Source organism: Massilia sp. IC2-476, assembly GCF_020707295.1.
Taxonomy (GTDB): domain Bacteria; phylum Pseudomonadota; class Gammaproteobacteria; order Burkholderiales; family Burkholderiaceae_D; genus Telluria.
This window is the reverse complement of sequence record NZ_JAJFER010000001.1, coordinates 704,207-720,192: the sequence shown is the minus strand read 5'-3', so window position 1 is coordinate 720,192 and position 15,986 is coordinate 704,207. Positions and strand designations below refer to the sequence as shown.

Annotated in this window: 12 protein-coding genes and 2 tRNA genes; 7 read left to right on the top strand and 7 right to left on the bottom strand. The window is 59.6% G+C overall.

The window, feature by feature from the left end; translation table 11 throughout:
- Window positions 1–17 precede the first annotated feature (17 nt).
- The gene (locus LK539_RS03310; RefSeq protein WP_227799477.1) at window positions 18–1,667 is read right to left on the bottom strand and encodes a choice-of-anchor I family protein; all 1,650 of its coding nucleotides are present in this window, start codon (window positions 1,665–1,667) and stop codon (window positions 18–20) included.
- A gap of 117 nt (window positions 1,668–1,784) precedes the next feature.
- Window positions 1,785–1,860 (bottom strand) — tRNA-Lys (locus tag LK539_RS03305).
- Between the two features lie 154 nt (window positions 1,861–2,014).
- Between LK539_RS03305 and LK539_RS03300 the strand changes: the two genes are divergently transcribed.
- Window positions 2,015–3,301: a hypothetical protein gene (locus tag LK539_RS03300; RefSeq protein ID WP_227799476.1), complete on the top strand. Its 1,287-nt coding sequence runs from the start codon at window positions 2,015–2,017 to the stop codon at window positions 3,299–3,301.
- A gap of 3 nt (window positions 3,302–3,304) precedes the next feature.
- On the opposite strand, the gene LK539_RS03295 is transcribed toward LK539_RS03300, so the two are convergent.
- A complete protein-coding gene (locus LK539_RS03295; protein ID WP_227799475.1) occupies window positions 3,305–3,820 on the bottom strand; it encodes a hypothetical protein in 516 nt (171 codons plus the stop codon).
- Between the two features lie 166 nt (window positions 3,821–3,986).
- Between LK539_RS03295 and LK539_RS03290 the strand changes: the two genes are divergently transcribed.
- The 3 genes from LK539_RS03290 to LK539_RS03280 are packed head-to-tail and all read left to right on the top strand — an operon-like array spanning window position 3,987 to window position 9,693.
- Window positions 3,987–6,968, top strand: a complete 2,982-nt coding sequence (locus LK539_RS03290; protein ID WP_227799474.1) for a type VI secretion system Vgr family protein — start codon at window positions 3,987–3,989, stop codon at window positions 6,966–6,968.
- On the top strand, window positions 6,965–8,698 hold the full coding sequence (locus tag LK539_RS03285; RefSeq protein WP_227799473.1) for a triacylglycerol lipase: 1,734 nt from the start codon (window positions 6,965–6,967) through the stop codon (window positions 8,696–8,698). Before LK539_RS03290 ends, LK539_RS03285 begins: the two co-directional genes overlap by 4 nt.
- Window positions 8,695–9,693 (top strand): T6SS immunity protein Tli4 family protein, encoded by a 999-nt coding sequence (locus LK539_RS03280; protein WP_227799472.1) that lies wholly within the window; start codon window positions 8,695–8,697, stop codon window positions 9,691–9,693. Before LK539_RS03285 ends, LK539_RS03280 begins: the two co-directional genes overlap by 4 nt.
- Window positions 9,694–9,822: 129 nt before the next feature.
- On the opposite strand, the gene LK539_RS03275 is transcribed toward LK539_RS03280, so the two are convergent.
- The 4 genes from LK539_RS03275 to LK539_RS03260 form a co-directional block, all read right to left on the bottom strand.
- A tRNA-Lys gene (locus LK539_RS03275) sits at window positions 9,823–9,898 on the bottom strand.
- 63 nt (window positions 9,899–9,961) lie between these two features.
- Window positions 9,962–11,605 (bottom strand): GspE/PulE family protein, encoded by a 1,644-nt coding sequence (locus tag LK539_RS03270; protein WP_229520594.1) that lies wholly within the window; start codon window positions 11,603–11,605, stop codon window positions 9,962–9,964.
- A 187-nt stretch (window positions 11,606–11,792) separates the two neighbouring features.
- Window positions 11,793–12,575 (bottom strand): spermidine synthase, encoded by a 783-nt coding sequence (locus tag LK539_RS03265; RefSeq protein ID WP_227799470.1) that lies wholly within the window; start codon window positions 12,573–12,575, stop codon window positions 11,793–11,795.
- A 91-nt stretch (window positions 12,576–12,666) separates the two neighbouring features.
- Window positions 12,667–13,179 carry a glycine zipper 2TM domain-containing protein gene (locus tag LK539_RS03260; protein ID WP_227799469.1) on the bottom strand — a complete coding sequence of 171 codons (513 nt, stop codon included), beginning with the start codon at window positions 13,177–13,179 and terminating at the stop codon, window positions 12,667–12,669.
- Window positions 13,180–13,501: 322 nt separating this feature from the next.
- Between LK539_RS03260 and LK539_RS03255 the strand changes: the two genes are divergently transcribed.
- The 3 genes from LK539_RS03255 (at window position 13,502) to LK539_RS03245 (ending at window position 15,986) form a co-directional block, all read left to right on the top strand.
- Window positions 13,502–13,987: a barstar family protein gene (locus LK539_RS03255; protein WP_373889507.1), complete on the top strand. Its 486-nt coding sequence runs from the start codon at window positions 13,502–13,504 to the stop codon at window positions 13,985–13,987.
- A gap of 61 nt (window positions 13,988–14,048) precedes the next feature.
- Window positions 14,049–14,675, top strand: a complete 627-nt coding sequence (gene purN, locus LK539_RS03250; RefSeq protein ID WP_227799774.1) for a phosphoribosylglycinamide formyltransferase — start codon at window positions 14,049–14,051, stop codon at window positions 14,673–14,675.
- Window positions 14,676–14,687: 12 nt separating this feature from the next.
- Window positions 14,688–15,986 (top strand): RsmB/NOP family class I SAM-dependent RNA methyltransferase, encoded by a 1,299-nt coding sequence (locus tag LK539_RS03245; RefSeq protein WP_227799467.1) that lies wholly within the window; start codon window positions 14,688–14,690, stop codon window positions 15,984–15,986.

The following is a 15,986-nucleotide window of genomic DNA, read 5'->3' as shown; positions in this document are numbered from 1 at the left end:
GCATTTCCCGGATCGGCTTAGTAGCTGAGGTTGATCTGCAGGATGGCGGTAGTGCCGCTGACCTCGTTGCCGACGACGAGCAGCGGCTTGCTGTTCGGCGATTTATCCGCCGGTATCAGGGCCAGGCCTTCCGGACCCAGGTCGCCGCTATCGTTGGTCCGGGTGTTGAGGTAGGTGACGAAGCTGGCCGCCGACGGCTTGCTGACGTCGTACACCATCACGCCGCCGACGCGCTCCAGGCCGATGAAGGCATAGGTCTTCTTGCCGAAGCGGCCGACTACTACGCCTTCCGGTTCCGGCCCCTTGGATGCGCTACGGCCATCGAGGTCGTTGTTATCGTTGCTGGCATTGAAGCGGGCGTTCGGCAGCGAGACGGTCTTCTGTTCGAACTCGTCGCCCGAGTCGTACACGCGGTTCAGGCTGGTGTCCCAGATCGAGAAGGAACGGGCGCCGAAGGCGTACAGCTCGGTGCACTGGCCAGCCGCGTTCTTGCCGGCGCTGCCGCCGTTCGGGGTGGTGGTGATGCGCAGGCGGCCCAGGTTCGAGTCGAGGATGAGGTTGGCCGCATTGCCGAACACGGCCGGGTCGAGACCGGCGCTGCAGTGGGTACGCACCCGCGATTCTTCGTTGAAGCCGGGCCAGTCGGCGCGCGCATCGCCTTCGTTGGCGGTAATCAGGTAGGCCGTACCGTCAACCGTGAAGCGCGCAATCGCGTCCGGCAGGTACATGCCCTTCACCGGCTGGGGAGCGATGCGCACCGCCGGCGTGCCGCTGTTGGTATTCGTGCCGCCGTCCTCGTCCGAGGCGTCCAGGCCCATGCCGGCCAGGTTGTGGTTCTTGGTGCCGAGCGGCTTGATCGCGGTGACCTTGGCCGTGGCGACGTCGACGGTCGCAACGGCATTGTTTTCCTGCAGGGTGACCCAGGCGGTACGGCCGTCTTCGCTGGTGGCAATGTATTCCGGTTCGAAGTCCTGGGCCGCGCTCGCACCCGGGCCGTAGATCCGGATGCCCTGCGCGCGCAGCGCGGCTTCCTGGCCGTTGAAGGCGCGGAAGTCGGCGGTGGCAACCGTCGGCGTGCCGCCGCGGTTGACGGTGATGACGCTGACCGATCCTTCCGGATCGCTCGAGTCGGCCTGGCCGTAGCTGTTCGGTTCGCCTTCGTTGGCGACCAGCAGGGTGCGTCCGTCCGGGGTGAAGGTGAGCATGTCGGGCAGGGCGCCGACCTTGACGCTGTTGACCAGCTTGAGGTCGGCGGCATTGTAGAAGGCCACAGTGCCGGGACTGGTCTTGGGCGCCGCTTCGATCGCCAGTGCGACCAGGCCGTCGTGGATGGCGACGCTGTTGACGCCGCTGCCGAGGCTGCTGACGTTGATGGTACCGACCAGTTTCGGCGCGGACGGCGTGGACAGGTCGAGCACGTCGACCGTGCCGTTGGCGCCATTGACCACGAACAGGCGCTTGCTGGCCGCATCGAAGGCCGTGATCTCGGCCGCGCCGGCCTTGCCGCCGTTGTAGCTGCCGATCTTTTCCATCGTCAGCGTCTTGGGCGTGAGTTCTTCGTCGTCATCGCTGCTGCTGCCGCAGCCGGCAAGCAGGCCGGCAGCGAGCAGGGCGGCGCCCAGGATGCGCAGGGTGGTTGGTGGGGCAGCGTGGTCGAGAAACGGCATGGTCGGATTTCCAGAGTTGAAAAACCGACAGCATAGGAGGCGGGGATGACAGCAATATGACGCGCAAAAACAAAAAAGGCGTCACGATTTCTCATGACGCCTTCCTTGCTGAATCTTTGGTAGGCCGTGCTGGGCTCGAACCAGCGACCAACGGATTAAAAGTCCGCTGCTCTACCAACTGAGCTAACGACCCGAAGAAGCCAAGATTATAGCGACGTTTGCGCGAATATCCAAGTGCTTCGTGTCAATTTGTTGGCCGGGCCAAGTTTCCCCCTCCCGGGGGGATGGGATCGAGACGGGCCTCGCAGCAAAATCGGCCTCGTCAATTCATCCTCATAGGAAGTCCCATGTACTTGCCAAAACACCTCGCGCTTGCCGTTTCCGGCCTGTGTGTCCTGCCGTCCGCCCTGGCGGCCCAGCCGGTGCAGAAAGTGAAACCGCCGGTCAGCCAGGCCTACATCGATCTCGCGACCTTTTCGGGCGGTGCGCCGATGCCGGGCGCGGGCGGCTTGATGGGCAGCCTGTTCGGCGCCAGGAACAATGACAATACCTTCGGCATGACCCAGACCGGCAGCCCCGGACGCTGGATGGACGTGACGCTCCTGACCCGCAACAACGGCAAGCTGAAGACAGCAAACCACAGCGTGCCGGCCGGCTCGAAGCTGGCGCCCGTGCTGAACCTGCTGGCGCCGGAGCAGGCGCCGGTGGAGGCCGGCGATACGCAAGACAGCCCGGAACCGGTCAAGTTCGAGATGCCGAAGGGGAAAATGTATTTGTACTGGGGCTGCGGCGCGGAAGTGCGCAAGGGCCAGCCGCTGGTGCTGGATCTCGCCAAGATGGATCCTGCCCAGTTCAACAAATTCTTCCAGAACCGCAGCGCCACCTCGCGCGTACCTGGCCCGGCGCTGGGCCGTCCCGTGTGGCCGAACAAGATCGATGCGCGCCGCCTGCCGGATGGCGCCTCGATGGTTGGCGAGCACGGCTTTGCCGGCGACGGCGTGGTGGACGGCTTCAAGTTCAACATCGACGCCCGGCACGACCTGATGCCCGCCGTCGAAGCGGCCCGCAATGACGAAGGCAATGGCGTGCTGTTCAAGTGGAAGCCGATGCAGCAGGCCAGCGCCTGGTTCGTGCAGGCGATGGGCATGCGCGACACCGGCAAGGCCGAGGGCAACGAGATGGAAATGGTCTACTGGACCTCGAGCGAGTTGCCGGACATGGGCATGGGGCTGGTGAACTACCAGCCGAACGGTTCCATCAGCAAGTGGCAGAAGGAGAAAGTGCTGCTGCCCGCCTCGGCCACCGAGTGCATGGCGCCGAAGGAAGCCGTCGGTGCGATGTCGATGTCGCGCGTGATTGCGTATGGCGAAGAGCTGAACATGGCCTATCCGCCGCGGCCGAAGGATCCGAAGATCACCTGGGAACCGCAATGGGACGTCAAGGTGCGGCTGAAGTCGGTTGCTTCCTTGATGCCCGGCATGGGCGGGGCGATGAATGCCGCGATGATGGGACAGGAGGCGGCGCCGGAAGCATCGCAGGAGAAGCAGGCCCCGGCGTCCGTCACAGGAACGGTGAAGGAAGCCGTGACCCGAGGCGTGGTCGACTCGCTGGTGCGCGGGCTGTTCAAGCGCTGATATTCAGTTTTCGATTTCCTTGTCCTCGGCCACGACCTCGCGCATCGAATGCGGCTCGAGCTTTTCCGCGTCGACGTTCATGCGCACGAACATGCCCCAGGTGGCCAGGATGGCGGCCGCGGCCACGCCAATGGCGGCCGAGTGCAGCAGGTATTCGGGCCGGCCGTGCATGAACTGGAACACGCCGATCAGGCATTCGATCGACAGCGAGACCACGACCACGATCAGGAAGCGCGACAGGAAGCGCCGCACCCGCGTCGGGGCGCTGATGTTGACCGAGCGCTGCACCTCTTCTTCCAGCACGGTCTGGCCCAGTTCCAGCGACGCCACGGCGATCGTCAGCAGGCCCACGCATTCCAGGATCAGTTCGAAGCGTTCGCGCACTTTCAGCTCGACGCGCGGGTCGAGCGCGCCCCAGGTCTCCACCGCCGCCAGCACGATCAGCCCTACGCCGCAGACGAAGAACAGGGCGACGATCAGCATGTACCCGACGAGGAAGATGTTCTGGATGAATTTCACGTGACGGAGCAGGAATAAGAAGTTGTAAATATCTTAATCCTTTGTAGGGATCGGGCGCGTTCAATTGCCGAGGTCTGCAACTAATGACGCGGCGCAAGAATTGCTGTGCGGACTGCTTATATCGTGGGGACTTCGGCTGACGAGTCCACAAGGAAATGCCACGGTCATGAGCACGACGCTGACGGATCAGATCTTTGCCGCCCTGGCTGAGTTCAGCAGCGCAAGCCGGCTGTACGAACTTAAGGTGGGAGAGGATGAGGAAGCCGGGCTGGTGGTTGAAGCCTTCTTTGCCGACGACGGAGTGCAACAAGTGGGCACGCGCGATGTGATTGCGCTGTCCACGGATGCTTACCTGGAGCTGGAGAGCCTGCTCGGCCTGCCGGCGGCCCTGGAAATCGCGCTGGCGGACGGGACGCGGGAACGCTTTGCCGGAGAGATCTGCGAAGCCGCCATGCTGGGCAGCGATGGCGGGCTGGCGCGCTACCGCATTCGTATTTGTTCATGGCTGTGGCGCGTGGGACAAGTGCGCAATTGCCGGGTGTGGCAGGACAAGAGTGTCGTCGAGATCGTCGATGCGGTGTTCTCCGCCTACCAGCCACGGGCGCGCTGGCGCTGGAGCGACGATACCGGGCCTTTCCTGGCGGAGGTGTCGCCGCGCAGTTATTGCTGTCAGTACCGTGAGTCCGATCTGGACTTCGTGCAGCGGCTTCTGGCTGACGAGGGGCTGTGCTGGCGGCACGAACAGACTGAAGCAGGACCCGGGCTGGTGCTGTTCGCGGATAGCAGCCAGCGCAGCGCGGTGCCGGAAGACGCCAGCAGCGAGGCGCTCGGCGGGATTCGCTTCCACGGCGCGCGCTCGGTGGAGGAATCGGACAGCATCCAGTCCCTATCGGCGCAACGGCGCCTGCATGCCTCGCTGACGACGGTGCTCAGTTATGACTACAAGGCGAAACAGGTCGTCGCGGCCAGTTCGCCGTCCCACTACACCTACGGCAAGTTGCCGGTGCTCGAATCTTTCGAGGTGCCGGGGCAGTATGCGTATGCGGACTGGCAGCAGGCGCAGCATTACGCGGACCTGCGCATGCAGGAGCAGGAGGCACACGGGCAGGTGTGGCGGGGGCGCTCGACGGTCAGGACGCTGCGGGCTGGGAGCAGGGTGCAAGTGCTTGGCGCGCCGCTGCAGCAGCTGGGGGAGTCGGCATCGTTCACCGTACTACGCGTTCTTGCTATCGGCGTCAACAACATGCCGCCGACGGCAGCGCATGCGTTGGCCGAGTTGTTTGGGCCAATACCAGAGTTGCTCGAAGAGCTGACGCACGTAGACGTGACCGAAGACTTGGAACTGATGATTGCGCAGGCGCGGGGGACAGGGTATGCCAACTGTTTTAGCGCCGTTTCGAGCGAGCTCATTTGGCGCCCGCAATTAGCCAGCGATGGCCGCGCCAGTCCTAAGCCAGCAGCTTTTGGTGCGCAAAGTGCGATCGTCGTCGGTGCGGATGGGAGCGACCAGCCGAGTGGCTCAGATGAGTTGTACTGCGACAGGCTGGGACGGGTGCGAATTCGCTTCCACTGGCAGGATGGCAGTGACGCGAGCTGCTGGGTGCGGGTCGCGCAGCGTTCGGCTGGTGGCGGCATCGGGCAACAATTTTCGCCGCGCATTGGGCAGGAATTGCTGGTGCAGTTCCTGGAGAACGACATCGATCGGCCGATCGTTGTCGGCGCGCTTTACAACGGCCGAGGAGAAGGTGGGATGGCCCCTACACCAGGTGGCCGCCGTGATAGCGAAACGAGTTCCTTCTGTTTCGAAGCTGCAAATGACCACAGAACATCCGGACAGGCGAACCTAAGTAGTGGGAATAACCCTGTGTGGCATGGTGCTTCCGCTGAAAGCTCTGGGCACCGCAATCCGGCGTCGCAGTCGGGGGTGCGAAGCAAGGAATTTGGTGGCTATGGATACTCCCAGTTAGTGTTCGATGACTTTGATAGCCAAGGACGGGTGCAACTGAAGAATACACATGCAGGATGCGAGCTTAATCTAGGCCATCTTATTTACACGGCTGATAATTATCGAGGAGGATTACGGGGTATTGGAACGGAGCTACGAACCGATCACTATGGTGTCGTACGTACTGGCGAAGCGTTATTAGTATCAAGCTACATCCTTCATCACAACGCCGTGGCACGGGAACCGACCGGTCAAAATGCAGCTGAAGTAGCACTAATGAAACAGGCGGTAATCACAGCCGATATTTTTAACTCGGCAGCAGATATCCATGAAAGTGTGAGGCTCGCCACGCATATAGGATCGTACAAAACGAAGGAGAGCAAAATTGATACGGCGGCGGCACCGCTAAAGGCATTGCTCATCCGACTCTCTGGGATGACGAGTTCAAAAGACTTGCCAACGGCAATAGCAGATGCGAAGGCGAATAATACGCAGTCCAACATTCAAAAGGTCCCGCAACCAACCGGCCATATATTTGGCGTCGCAGCTGCAGCCAGCTTTGGCTCGACCGCTGGGCGGGGCCTGAAATTCGCATGCGGAGAATTAATTTCGCTATTGAACGATGGAGTATTTCAATCCCTTGTAGGGGGGCAGCTCCGCTTCCATGCGATGCAAGCAATCGGCTTTCTGGCCGCGGCTCAAAAATACCATGTCACTGGCATTGGAGCCGAAATAATATCTGCGAAAGACTCTATCGATATCCAGGCGCAATACGGAGAAATGGCTGTGCAGTCTAAGGACGCGATTACCGTTATTAGCGGCAACAGCCTTATTGACTTAGCTGCCGCGAAAGAAGTAAGTCTTGTCACCTCTGGAGGAGCCAAAATTATTGTTGGTCGCGATGGAATAAAAGTGGCTTGCCCGGGGAATATCAAAATCGCCGCCGGGAAGAAAAGCTTTATCGGAGCCGCTGAACTGAAGTATAAGTATCCGGAACTGCCGCGCGGAACGATGCGTTTTGATGACAAATTCCAGCTAGTAGACCCAGCTGGAGACCCAGTTAAAAATGTACGTTATGCCATCATTAAAGAGGATGGGGGGAAGGTGGAAGGGATTACAGATGAGGCTGGAATGATCCCGCTACAGCAGGCATTTCACTCTGAAAAACTACGCATTGTGATACTCGGCAAGGTGAAAAGATGAGTGAAAAGGTCAAATACGAACCTGAGGCGAAGAATCGCTTTGCCGAATTAAGGCCATCCGTGAATGGACGATTGGAGACCGAGTGGCGGCTGACAGATGCAACCCTCATCACTCCTGTTAAGATAACCGTGCCGCCGAAAAATGCGGTGCCGATTGTGTTCGTTCCGGGAATTATGGGGTCGAATTTGTGTGACTTGGACGGCAAGCCAGTATGGTTGCTGGACGCTATTGGCCCAATACCAGCGAAGCTCGTGGCGAAATGGGCTGGAAAAAGTGCCGGATATCGCCAAGAATTGCTTCACCCTAAGCGAACGAAAGTATATACCTTGGGGGCAGTCCCAACCGCTCATGCTGAAGGCGGGATGGACCAAAAGAACTATTTGATGCGGGGATGGGGGGAGGTTTCGGAAGCGAGTTATCATAAATTTTTGCTTTGGCTCGACGCTAAACTCAACGGCGAGCGAGATCCGGCCAATTGGACAGATTTCAAAAATAATTCTTTATCCGAGCAATCGGCTGTACCAAATTTCCTGAAGCGCAAACTGTCTCCAGGCCTGATCATGGACATGCCCGGCTTGCCGCAAGTGGCTGAGCGAGGTTTTCCTGTCGAGCCAATAAAATCGGACGACCTCCTTAAGCGAGCAAAATCAGCTTTCCCAATCTATGCTTTCGGATATAACTGGCTTGCTTCAAACACTGTTGCCGCTGAAGCATTGAAGGAGCGTATCGATAAAGTTATTTCAGAAAACAATGGCGCTGAAACTAAGTGTACTCAAGTTATTCTGATAACCCATTCAATGGGCGGGCTCGTCGCGCGCGCATGCAGTCAACTCACTGGCATGTCCACTAAAATTCTTGGAATTGTTCACGGAGTCATGCCTTCGACTGGTGCTGCAGTCGCATATAGACGTTGTAAAGTTGGGATGAAAGATGAGGATGCAGCTGCAGGTTTGGTTATCGGCGCTGACGGAAGAGAAGTGACAGCAGTATTTGCGCAAGCACCAGGGGCGCTCCAATTACTTCCTTCATTTGATTACGGAAGTAAGTGGATGGAAGTCGCGGATCAGGATAATAAGAAGCTTATGTCCTTGCCGCTGGCCGATCCATATGAAGAAATCTACCTTGAGAAAGATAAGTGGTGGGGTCTCGTCAAAGAGGAGTGGCTTAGTCCTGCAAATGGGAAACCTATTAGATGGGCAGATTTTGTAAAGAACGTGAAGATTGCGAGGGAATTCCATAGAACGATAGAAGGACAATATCACCATAACACCTATGTATTTTATGGTGGTGGTCCCAAGAAAGGAAGCTTCGCTAAAATAAGATGGAATGTCAAGAAGGGCGTCGCTCCTAAAGGGATAAATGCCATCCCTAATGAGCGCGATAACATTGTAAACCTCCGGCATTCAGAAGTAAGAACGGACGGCAGCAACAACATTTACATTGGCGGCGGCGCAGTGCCGAAAGTCTCGCCACGGGGAGAGACAGTGAGTGGTTTGACGTCGGAAACGAGCTTTTGGGAACTCCGCTGCGCTGGGCAAGATAGCAGCGGTGACGGGACTGTCCCTGCAAATTCTGGATGCGCTCCAAGGCGAGTTGGCGGAAGAAGTGTTTTGCAACAATTTGAGGTCCCCGATATCGCACACGAACCCGCTTATCGGAACTCAATTACTTCGCAGCTAATAACCCTGTATGCGGTTACAAAATTAGCGGCGAAGGCTGAGATATCATGATGAAATTTATACTGGCTCTTTCATTCACAGTTTTATTGGGATGCAAGCCAAGTGGAAACGAAGGGAAGAAAATGTATATCGGTAATGATATGGTTCATTGTGTGGGGCGGCATTTTGTGAGTATCCCCATCTCTTTTCAGCCGTCTAATATCACTACCGGAATTTTCAAGGCTGAGGGTGCAACCGCACAGGATCCCGAGATTGACATTCTGGTTCAATCTGGCATAACGACAAAGACAAAGTTTGATATTGAGGTTCAGAAGCGGCGTTCTGAACTCAGTAGATCGGAAAGCAAGGCTGTTGATGTTTTGAAGATGGACACGGTTCTTCCCGACGGTTCAACTTTGTTTCGAGTGCAGGAAATCGACGATGCATATTTCAGCGAGATGTTCTTTTTGCGTGGAAATGCGATGGTCAAACTGCGACTAGATTCCTTCAATAATGCGTATTTGGAAGCTGAAGAGCAATTAAAGAAGCTATCAAAGTCGATAACGAGTTTGGATGTCAGTAGCGTAGGGCCTGGATTCTGCCTTGGTCCGGTCGTGATCCAGTCAAATTTATCGCAGGAGAATGGCAAATTTACCTATCGCGACAATGGTGGATTAGTGCTCGAGATTGGCGTTGATACATTTTCGCACAATGATCCAATGACATTATCTGATAGGATGAAGCGTGACAGCTCTGCTTTGCAAGAGCTGAAAGTTAGGACCAAAGTGCTCAGGGCTCGACAGCGTACAACTGCAGGAATGCTTACTGATGAGTGGCTTGGCATTGGACATATCGAGGGAGCTGGAGAGCACGTATTGAAGTTTATGCTTGAAACTAGACGGAAGAATCCCGGAAAAACTACTCCTAGTATTTCTCTCTCTTTGGATTCTGGTCAGCCATTAAGCGACGGGACCCGCACAACGACTCAAATCGAAAATGATCAAGCTGTTGCAATGTGGGATCACATCGTCGAGTCGATCAAGCTAGCCAAGCAAGAAAAACACTAGAGAATATCAACGAAGCGAAGAGCTTTCCTTGCAGGAGTTTTTTCTTGGGAAATAAGTGAGGAATAGGGATGCGCTAAACAAAAAAGGCGTCACGATCACTCGTAACGCCTTCTTTGCTACAACTAATTCTGGTAGGCCGTGCTGGGCTCGAACCAGCGACCAACGGATTAAAAGTCCGCTGCTCTACCAACTGAGCTAACGACCCGAAAGAGGCAGCATTATAGCCGGGCGTTCGGGTTTGCGCTAGTGCTAACTGTGCAGCGGCATTTTAGACGAGCGCCGCCGTCACCTTCAGCACCTCATCCGCCGTAGTCACGCCTTCGACGATCTTCATCGCGCCGGCAATGCGTAGCGGCTTCATGCCGTCAGCCACGCTCTGCTGGCGCAGCTTCTGGATATCGGCGGATTCACGCACGGCGTGGGCAAACCCTTCGCTCACCGTCAGCAGTTCATAGATACCCGTGCGGCCCCGATAGCCCGTCTGGCGGCATTCCGGACAGCCGATCGGTCGATACACGGTCGCCGGCTTCGGAATATTCCACGCGCCCCCGATGCTCTGCCACACCTCGTCACTCAACTCCCCACCAGGCGCTTTGCATTCCGGGCAGAGCGTGCGCACCAGACGTTGCGCCATCACGCCGATCAGGGTCGCTTCGAGCAGATAATCCGGCACCCCCAACTCCAGCAAACGCACGACCGCGGCTGGCGCGTCATTCGTATGCAGCGTCGAAAACACCAGGTGCCCGGTCAGCGCCGCCTGGATCGCCATTTCGGCTGTCTGCAAATCGCGGATCTCGCCCACCATGATGATGTCCGGGTCCTGGCGCATCAGCGCACGCACGCCGTCGGCGAACGACAGCTCGATCCCCGGCTGTACCTGCATCTGGTTGAACGAGGCTTCGACCATCTCGATCGGGTCCTCCACGGTGCAGACATTCACTTCGCTGGTCGCCAGTGCCTTCAGCGTCGTGTACAGCGTGGTCGTCTTGCCAGACCCAGTCGGCCCGGTCACCAGGATGATCCCGTGCGGCCGGTTGGTGAGCGCGTCCCAGCGCGCCGCGTCTTCCGGCGGGAAGCCCAGCTCCGGCAGTGTTTTGACGACGACTTCCGGATCGAAAATACGCATTACCAGCTTTTCGCCGAATGCGGTCGGCAGTGTCGACAGGCGCAATTCGACTTCCTGGCCGCCGGCGGTACGGGTCTTGATGCGCCCGTCCTGCGGACGCCGCTTTTCGATCACGTCCATCCGTCCCAGCAGCTTGATACGCGCCGTCATCGCAATCATGACCACCGCCGGCACCTGGTACACCTGATGCAGCACGCCGTCGATGCGGAAGCGGATCACGGCAAATTCGCGCTTCGGTTCCAGGTGAATATCCGAAGCACGCTGTTCGAACGCGTAACTCCACAGCCAATCGACGATATTCACGATGTGCTGGTCGTTCGCATCGAACTGCTTGTTCGATTTGCCCAGTTCGACCAACTGCTCGAAGTTGTTGCGCATCGCCAGGTCTTGGCCGGTCTGGCGGTTGGCGTCGCGGATCGATTTGGCCAGGCTGAAGAATTGCGAGATGTATTGGCCGATATCGAGCGGATTGGCCAGCACCAGTTCGATCTTGCGGCGCGAGACCTTGGCGATTTCCGCTTCCCATTCCACGTTGGCCGGATCGGCCGTCGCCACCACCAGCGTGGAGGCAGTCATCTCCACCGGCAGGATGTTGAAGCGCGCCGCATAGCTGGCGGACATCACGTCCGCCACCTTGGTGAAATCGATTTTCAAGGGGTCGATGCGGATGAAAGGCAGGCCGACCTTGGTCGCGCACCATTCGGTGAGCAGGTCGAGCGTCAGGAGGCGATTCGGCGGCAGCGCGGATACAAGTTTGCACTGGGCGACGGCCGTCAGCGGATGCATCGACCCTGCCGCGTTTTTCAATATCGCCTGCGCCTGTGCGAACTGGGTTTTGACCGTGTCCTTGGTGACGATGCCGTCGGCCAGCAGCCACGAGAAGATCGACTGCAGGTCGAGCGCGCGCAGGCGCGGCGACTTGGAGGTGGTGGGGACGGCTTGCGTAGTCACGTTCGGCTCCCGTTGGTGGGTTCTAGTTGGCAGCGAGGATGCCCTTGACCCAGGACTTGGCCGGCAGCTTGGTCGCCGCCACAATCTGTGCGGCGCGTGCAGCCAGCACTTCCTTGTCCAGTTGCGGCCTGTCGCGGAAGCATAGCGCCACGACATTGCCCTCATGGACTTCCGGCAGGCAGATCACGTGATCGAAGGCGAATTTCATGGCCTTCAGGTTCTTCGCGAAGCTCGGGTGGTCGCCGAACAGGTTGACCGTCATGATGCCACCTTCGGCCAGGCAATCGTTGCAGGCCTGGTAGAACTCGGGCGTATCGAGCACCGGGCCGCGTGCGGTGGCGTCGTACAAATCGCACTGCAGGACATCGAAGGCGCCGTGATTCGCCGGGTCGAGGACGAAATCCATCGCGTCCATTTCCAGCACCTCCAGGCGTTCGTCATTGGGCGGCAGCTTGAACATCGAGGCGCAGATGGCGATCACGGATTCGTTCAGCTCGACGGCGGTGACGCTCGCGTCAAGGAACTGGCGGTAGCAGAACTTGGTCAGCGTCGCGGCGCCCAGGCCCAGCTGGGCGATGGCGCGGGGCGATTCGATGAACAGCATCCAGGCCATCATCTGCTGCGCGTATTCCAGCTCCGGCCAGTCCGGTTTGCGGATGCGCATCGCGCCCTGCACCCATTCGGTGCCGAAGTGGAGGTAGCGGACGCCGTCCTGTTCGGACAGGGTGACGGGAGCGAACTTGGGCTTGCGCGCGGGACGGCGCGAGGATTCGGCCTGTTCGATGGATTTGCGTTTGATGAGCATAGGGCAACCTGGTTGAATCGCCCTATTATCGGGGGAGGGGTTCCCGCAGCGCAAGGGCGCTGCGGGAAGCCGGCGCGGAGCCGGCTGAGGATCAGTAACCGTCGACCGGCTGTGCCGAGACGCGCAGGCGGACGCGGTTGCCCGGATCGCGATTCATGAGGGTGGTGTAGGTCTGGCCGCGGTACTCGTAAGTGACGTCGTAGCCGTTGGTGCGCGACTCGTAGGCTTCGACGGTGCGGCACTGGCGCACGGCCTGTTCCTGCACGCCGCCAGGCCCGCGGTTGGCGTTTTCCGCGCGGTCGCCGACCATGGCGCCGGCAATCGCGCCCGCTGCCGTAGCGGCCACACGGCCGCTGCCGCTGCCGACCTGGTTGCCCAGCAGGCCGCCGACGATGCCGCCGACGATGCCGCCGCCAACGCCGCGTTGCTGCTCCACCGGCACCTGCACGTAATCAGTGCGGCATTCCTGGCGCGGGGTACGAATCTGTTCCACGCGCGGCTGCACGCGCACCACGCGGCCGAAATCTTCGAAATCCTGGGCCTGCGCCAGGGGCAGGGCAGCCAGGCCCGCGGCGGCGATGATCAGTTTGGCTTGAAAGTTCATGGTCTTACCTCGTAGTGGTGTATTCGACGGGTCTGGTGGGGTGGGAACCGACCGGACTTCCATGGCTCCTATGGTAATCCGATCTGCCGAACTCATCGAATCCCTGTGGCAACAAAATGTAACAGCAACGCAAGCTTTTCGCATCCGCCGCCAGAATGGCAGAGCTGTTGGTGGAGCGACAAGTTGTGCATATGTGAACATACTAATTATTACAAATGGGATTCCCTGGATCACATTTGGGTTGCTTCCAATACCACAAAACGTTACTCTTACACACTAAGGGTCTTTAATTGGCGTGCGGAAACAACTACGGGAGAGAAGAATGTGGCGGATGTCAGCCGTCGCGACGCGTAGCGCTGTGGGCGCCGTATCACACCCATCTGGTCAGCCTGAGGAAAAAATGAGTTTGTTGATGAGAGTGCCGCCCAATCTGGTGCAGTCGATCCGCGCGTTCCGCGTCGCCGAACTGCAGCAGGAGGCTGCGCGCCTGGGTCATCACTTTCTCTATGCGCATTGCGCCAATACCTTGACCAAGCAGCAGGTGTGCGCCCGCATCGGCGAGAACTTCTATTTCCCCAAACCCTGCAGCAAGAACTTCGACGCGTTGCGCAAGTGCCTGACCGAAACCGTGGCCGAAGCAGGGCCCCAGCCTGGCTTCCTCGTCGTGCTCGAGCAACTGCCGAGTGCGCAGAAATTCGACAAGGAAGCACGCGAAAACCTGCTCGACGTGTTCCGTGACGCGGCCGAATTCTGGGCCGAAAAGAAAGTCCCGTTCCGCGTATTCTACTCCTTCGCGATTCCGGTCTGAGTCGCTGGCCGCAGCGCCGTCCGCCGCGGTTGCCCGCCGGCGATACGGTACAATGCGCGCTATGAAAAACATCGTGATCCTCATTTCCGGCCGTGGCAGCAACATGGAAGCGGTCGTGCGCGCGCTGGAAGCGGAGGGCTGGCCGGCCCGTGTCGCGGCTGTCATCAGCAACAAGCCGGAAGCCAAGGGCCTGGAATTCGCCCGTGCCCGCGGCATCCCGACGGCCGTTGTCGCGAACAAGGAATATGCGAGTCGCGCCGAGTTCGACGCGGCCCTGCAAGAGACGATCGACCGCTTCGCGCCCGACCTCGTCGTGCTGGCCGGCTTCATGCGCATCCTGACGGCGCCTTTCGTCGAGCACTACGCCGGCCGCATGCTGAACATCCACCCCTCGCTGCTGCCGCTGTTCCCGGGATTGGGCACGCACCAGCAGGCGATCGACGCCGGCGAAAAGGAACACGGGGCCACCGTCCATTTCGTCACTGCCGAGCTCGACCATGGCCCGGTGGTGGCGCAGGCGCGTGTGCCGGTGCTCCCTGGCGACACCGAAGAGACCCTGTCCGCCCGCGTGCTGGTCGAGGAACACAAGCTCTACCCGTATGCGGTGCGCCTGTTCGTCGAGGACAGGCTCAGTATTGAAAACGGTGAGGTGCGCATCCTCGCGCCCGCCGAAACCACAAGCATTTAATTAAGGAACACCATGAGATTGCCTCCAGCGATCATCGGCAATACCGAAGAAGTATTGCGCGAGATCCTGCGCTTCACGTCGCCCGCCGACGTCACCCTGTCGCGCTACTTCAAGGACCACCCCCGTTTCGGCGGCCGCGAGCGCGGCGTCATCGCCGAGGCGGTGTATGCCGTCCTGCGTAACAAATCCTTCTACACCGACTTCGCCGGCTCCGGCAACACGCCCTCGATGCGCAAGCTGGCCCTGCTGGGCCTGGCCGAGACCGTGGGCATCGACGCCCTCGGCGGCCTGAGCGAGGAAGAAACCCATCTGCTCACCCGCGTCAAGGAAGTCGACCGCAGTCTGCTGCCGCCGCAGATGCGCGCCAACCTGCCGGCCTGGCTGTACGACAAGCTCGTGGCGCAATTCGGCGAGGCCGAGGCGCTGGAGTTGGCTGCCGTGCTGAACACCCCGGCGCCGCTCGACTTGCGCGTGAACTCCATCAAGGCCAACCGCGACGACGTGATCGCCGAACTGGCCAAGGCGCCGATCGCGGCCGAGCCGATGCCGTATGCGCCGCTGGGCCTGCGCGTGCAGAAGAAACCTGCGCTGCAGAACCTGCCGCTGTTCAAGGAAGGCGCGATCGAAGTGCAGGACGAGGGCAGCCAGGTGCTGGCCCAGCTGCTCGGCGCGCGCCGCGGCGAGATGGTGGTCGATTTCTGCGCCGGCGCCGGCGGCAAGACCCTGGCGCTGGGCGCGACCATGCGCAATACCGGCCGCCTGTACGCCTTCGACGTGTCGGAAAAGCGACTGTCGAAGCTGAAACCGCGCCTGGCGCGCAGCGGCCTGTCGAACGTGCATCCGGTCTTGATCGCGCACGAGCGCGACGCCAAGATCAAGCGCCTGGCCGGCAAGATCGACCGCGTGCTGGTCGACGCGCCTTGCTCCGGCCTGGGCACCCTGCGCCGCAACCCGGACGTCAAGTGGCGCCAGCGCCCGGAAGCGGTTGCCGAGATGCAGGAAAAGCAGGCATCGATCCTGGACGGCGCCGCCCGCCTGGTCAAGAACGGCGGCCGCCTGGTGTACGCCACCTGCAGCCTGCTGAACGAAGAGAACGACGTGATCGTCGAACAGTTCCTGGCCACCCACCCGGACTTCGAACTGGTGCCGGCAAGCCAGGTGCTGGCCGAGCAGAAGATCCCGCTCGAAATGGACCAGTACCTTAAGATGCTGCCGCACAAGCACCAGACCGACGGCTTCTTCGCTGCCGTGCTGGAACGCAAGGCAAAGGCCAAGGCCGCTGAGCCTGCCGAGCCGGCGGACGACGCGTAA

Bases quoted from the DNA above. Each gene is read 5' to 3' on its own strand.
- LK539_RS03310 (WP_227799477.1), bottom strand. From the start codon at position 1,667: ATGCCGTTTCTCGACCACGCTGCCCCACCAACCACCCTGCGCATCCTG.
- LK539_RS03300 (WP_227799476.1), top strand. From the start codon at position 2,015: ATGTACTTGCCAAAACACCTCGCGCTTGCCGTTTCCGGCCTGTGTGTC.
- LK539_RS03290 (WP_227799474.1), top strand. From the start codon at position 3,987: ATGAGCACGACGCTGACGGATCAGATCTTTGCCGCCCTGGCTGAGTTC.
- LK539_RS03285 (WP_227799473.1), top strand. From the start codon at position 6,965: ATGAGTGAAAAGGTCAAATACGAACCTGAGGCGAAGAATCGCTTTGCC.
- LK539_RS03280 (WP_227799472.1), top strand. From the start codon at position 8,695: ATGATGAAATTTATACTGGCTCTTTCATTCACAGTTTTATTGGGATGC.
- LK539_RS03270 (WP_229520594.1), bottom strand. From the start codon at position 11,605: ATGCATCCGCTGACGGCCGTCGCCCAGTGCAAACTTGTATCCGCGCTG.
- LK539_RS03265 (WP_227799470.1), bottom strand. From the start codon at position 12,575: ATGCTCATCAAACGCAAATCCATCGAACAGGCCGAATCCTCGCGCCGT.
- LK539_RS03260 (WP_227799469.1), bottom strand. From the start codon at position 13,179: ATGAACTTTCAAGCCAAACTGATCATCGCCGCCGCGGGCCTGGCTGCC.
- LK539_RS03255 (WP_373889507.1), top strand. From the start codon at position 13,502: ATGTGGCGGATGTCAGCCGTCGCGACGCGTAGCGCTGTGGGCGCCGTA.
- purN (WP_227799774.1), top strand. From the start codon at position 14,049: ATGAAAAACATCGTGATCCTCATTTCCGGCCGTGGCAGCAACATGGAA.
- LK539_RS03245 (WP_227799467.1), top strand. From the start codon at position 14,688: ATGAGATTGCCTCCAGCGATCATCGGCAATACCGAAGAAGTATTGCGC.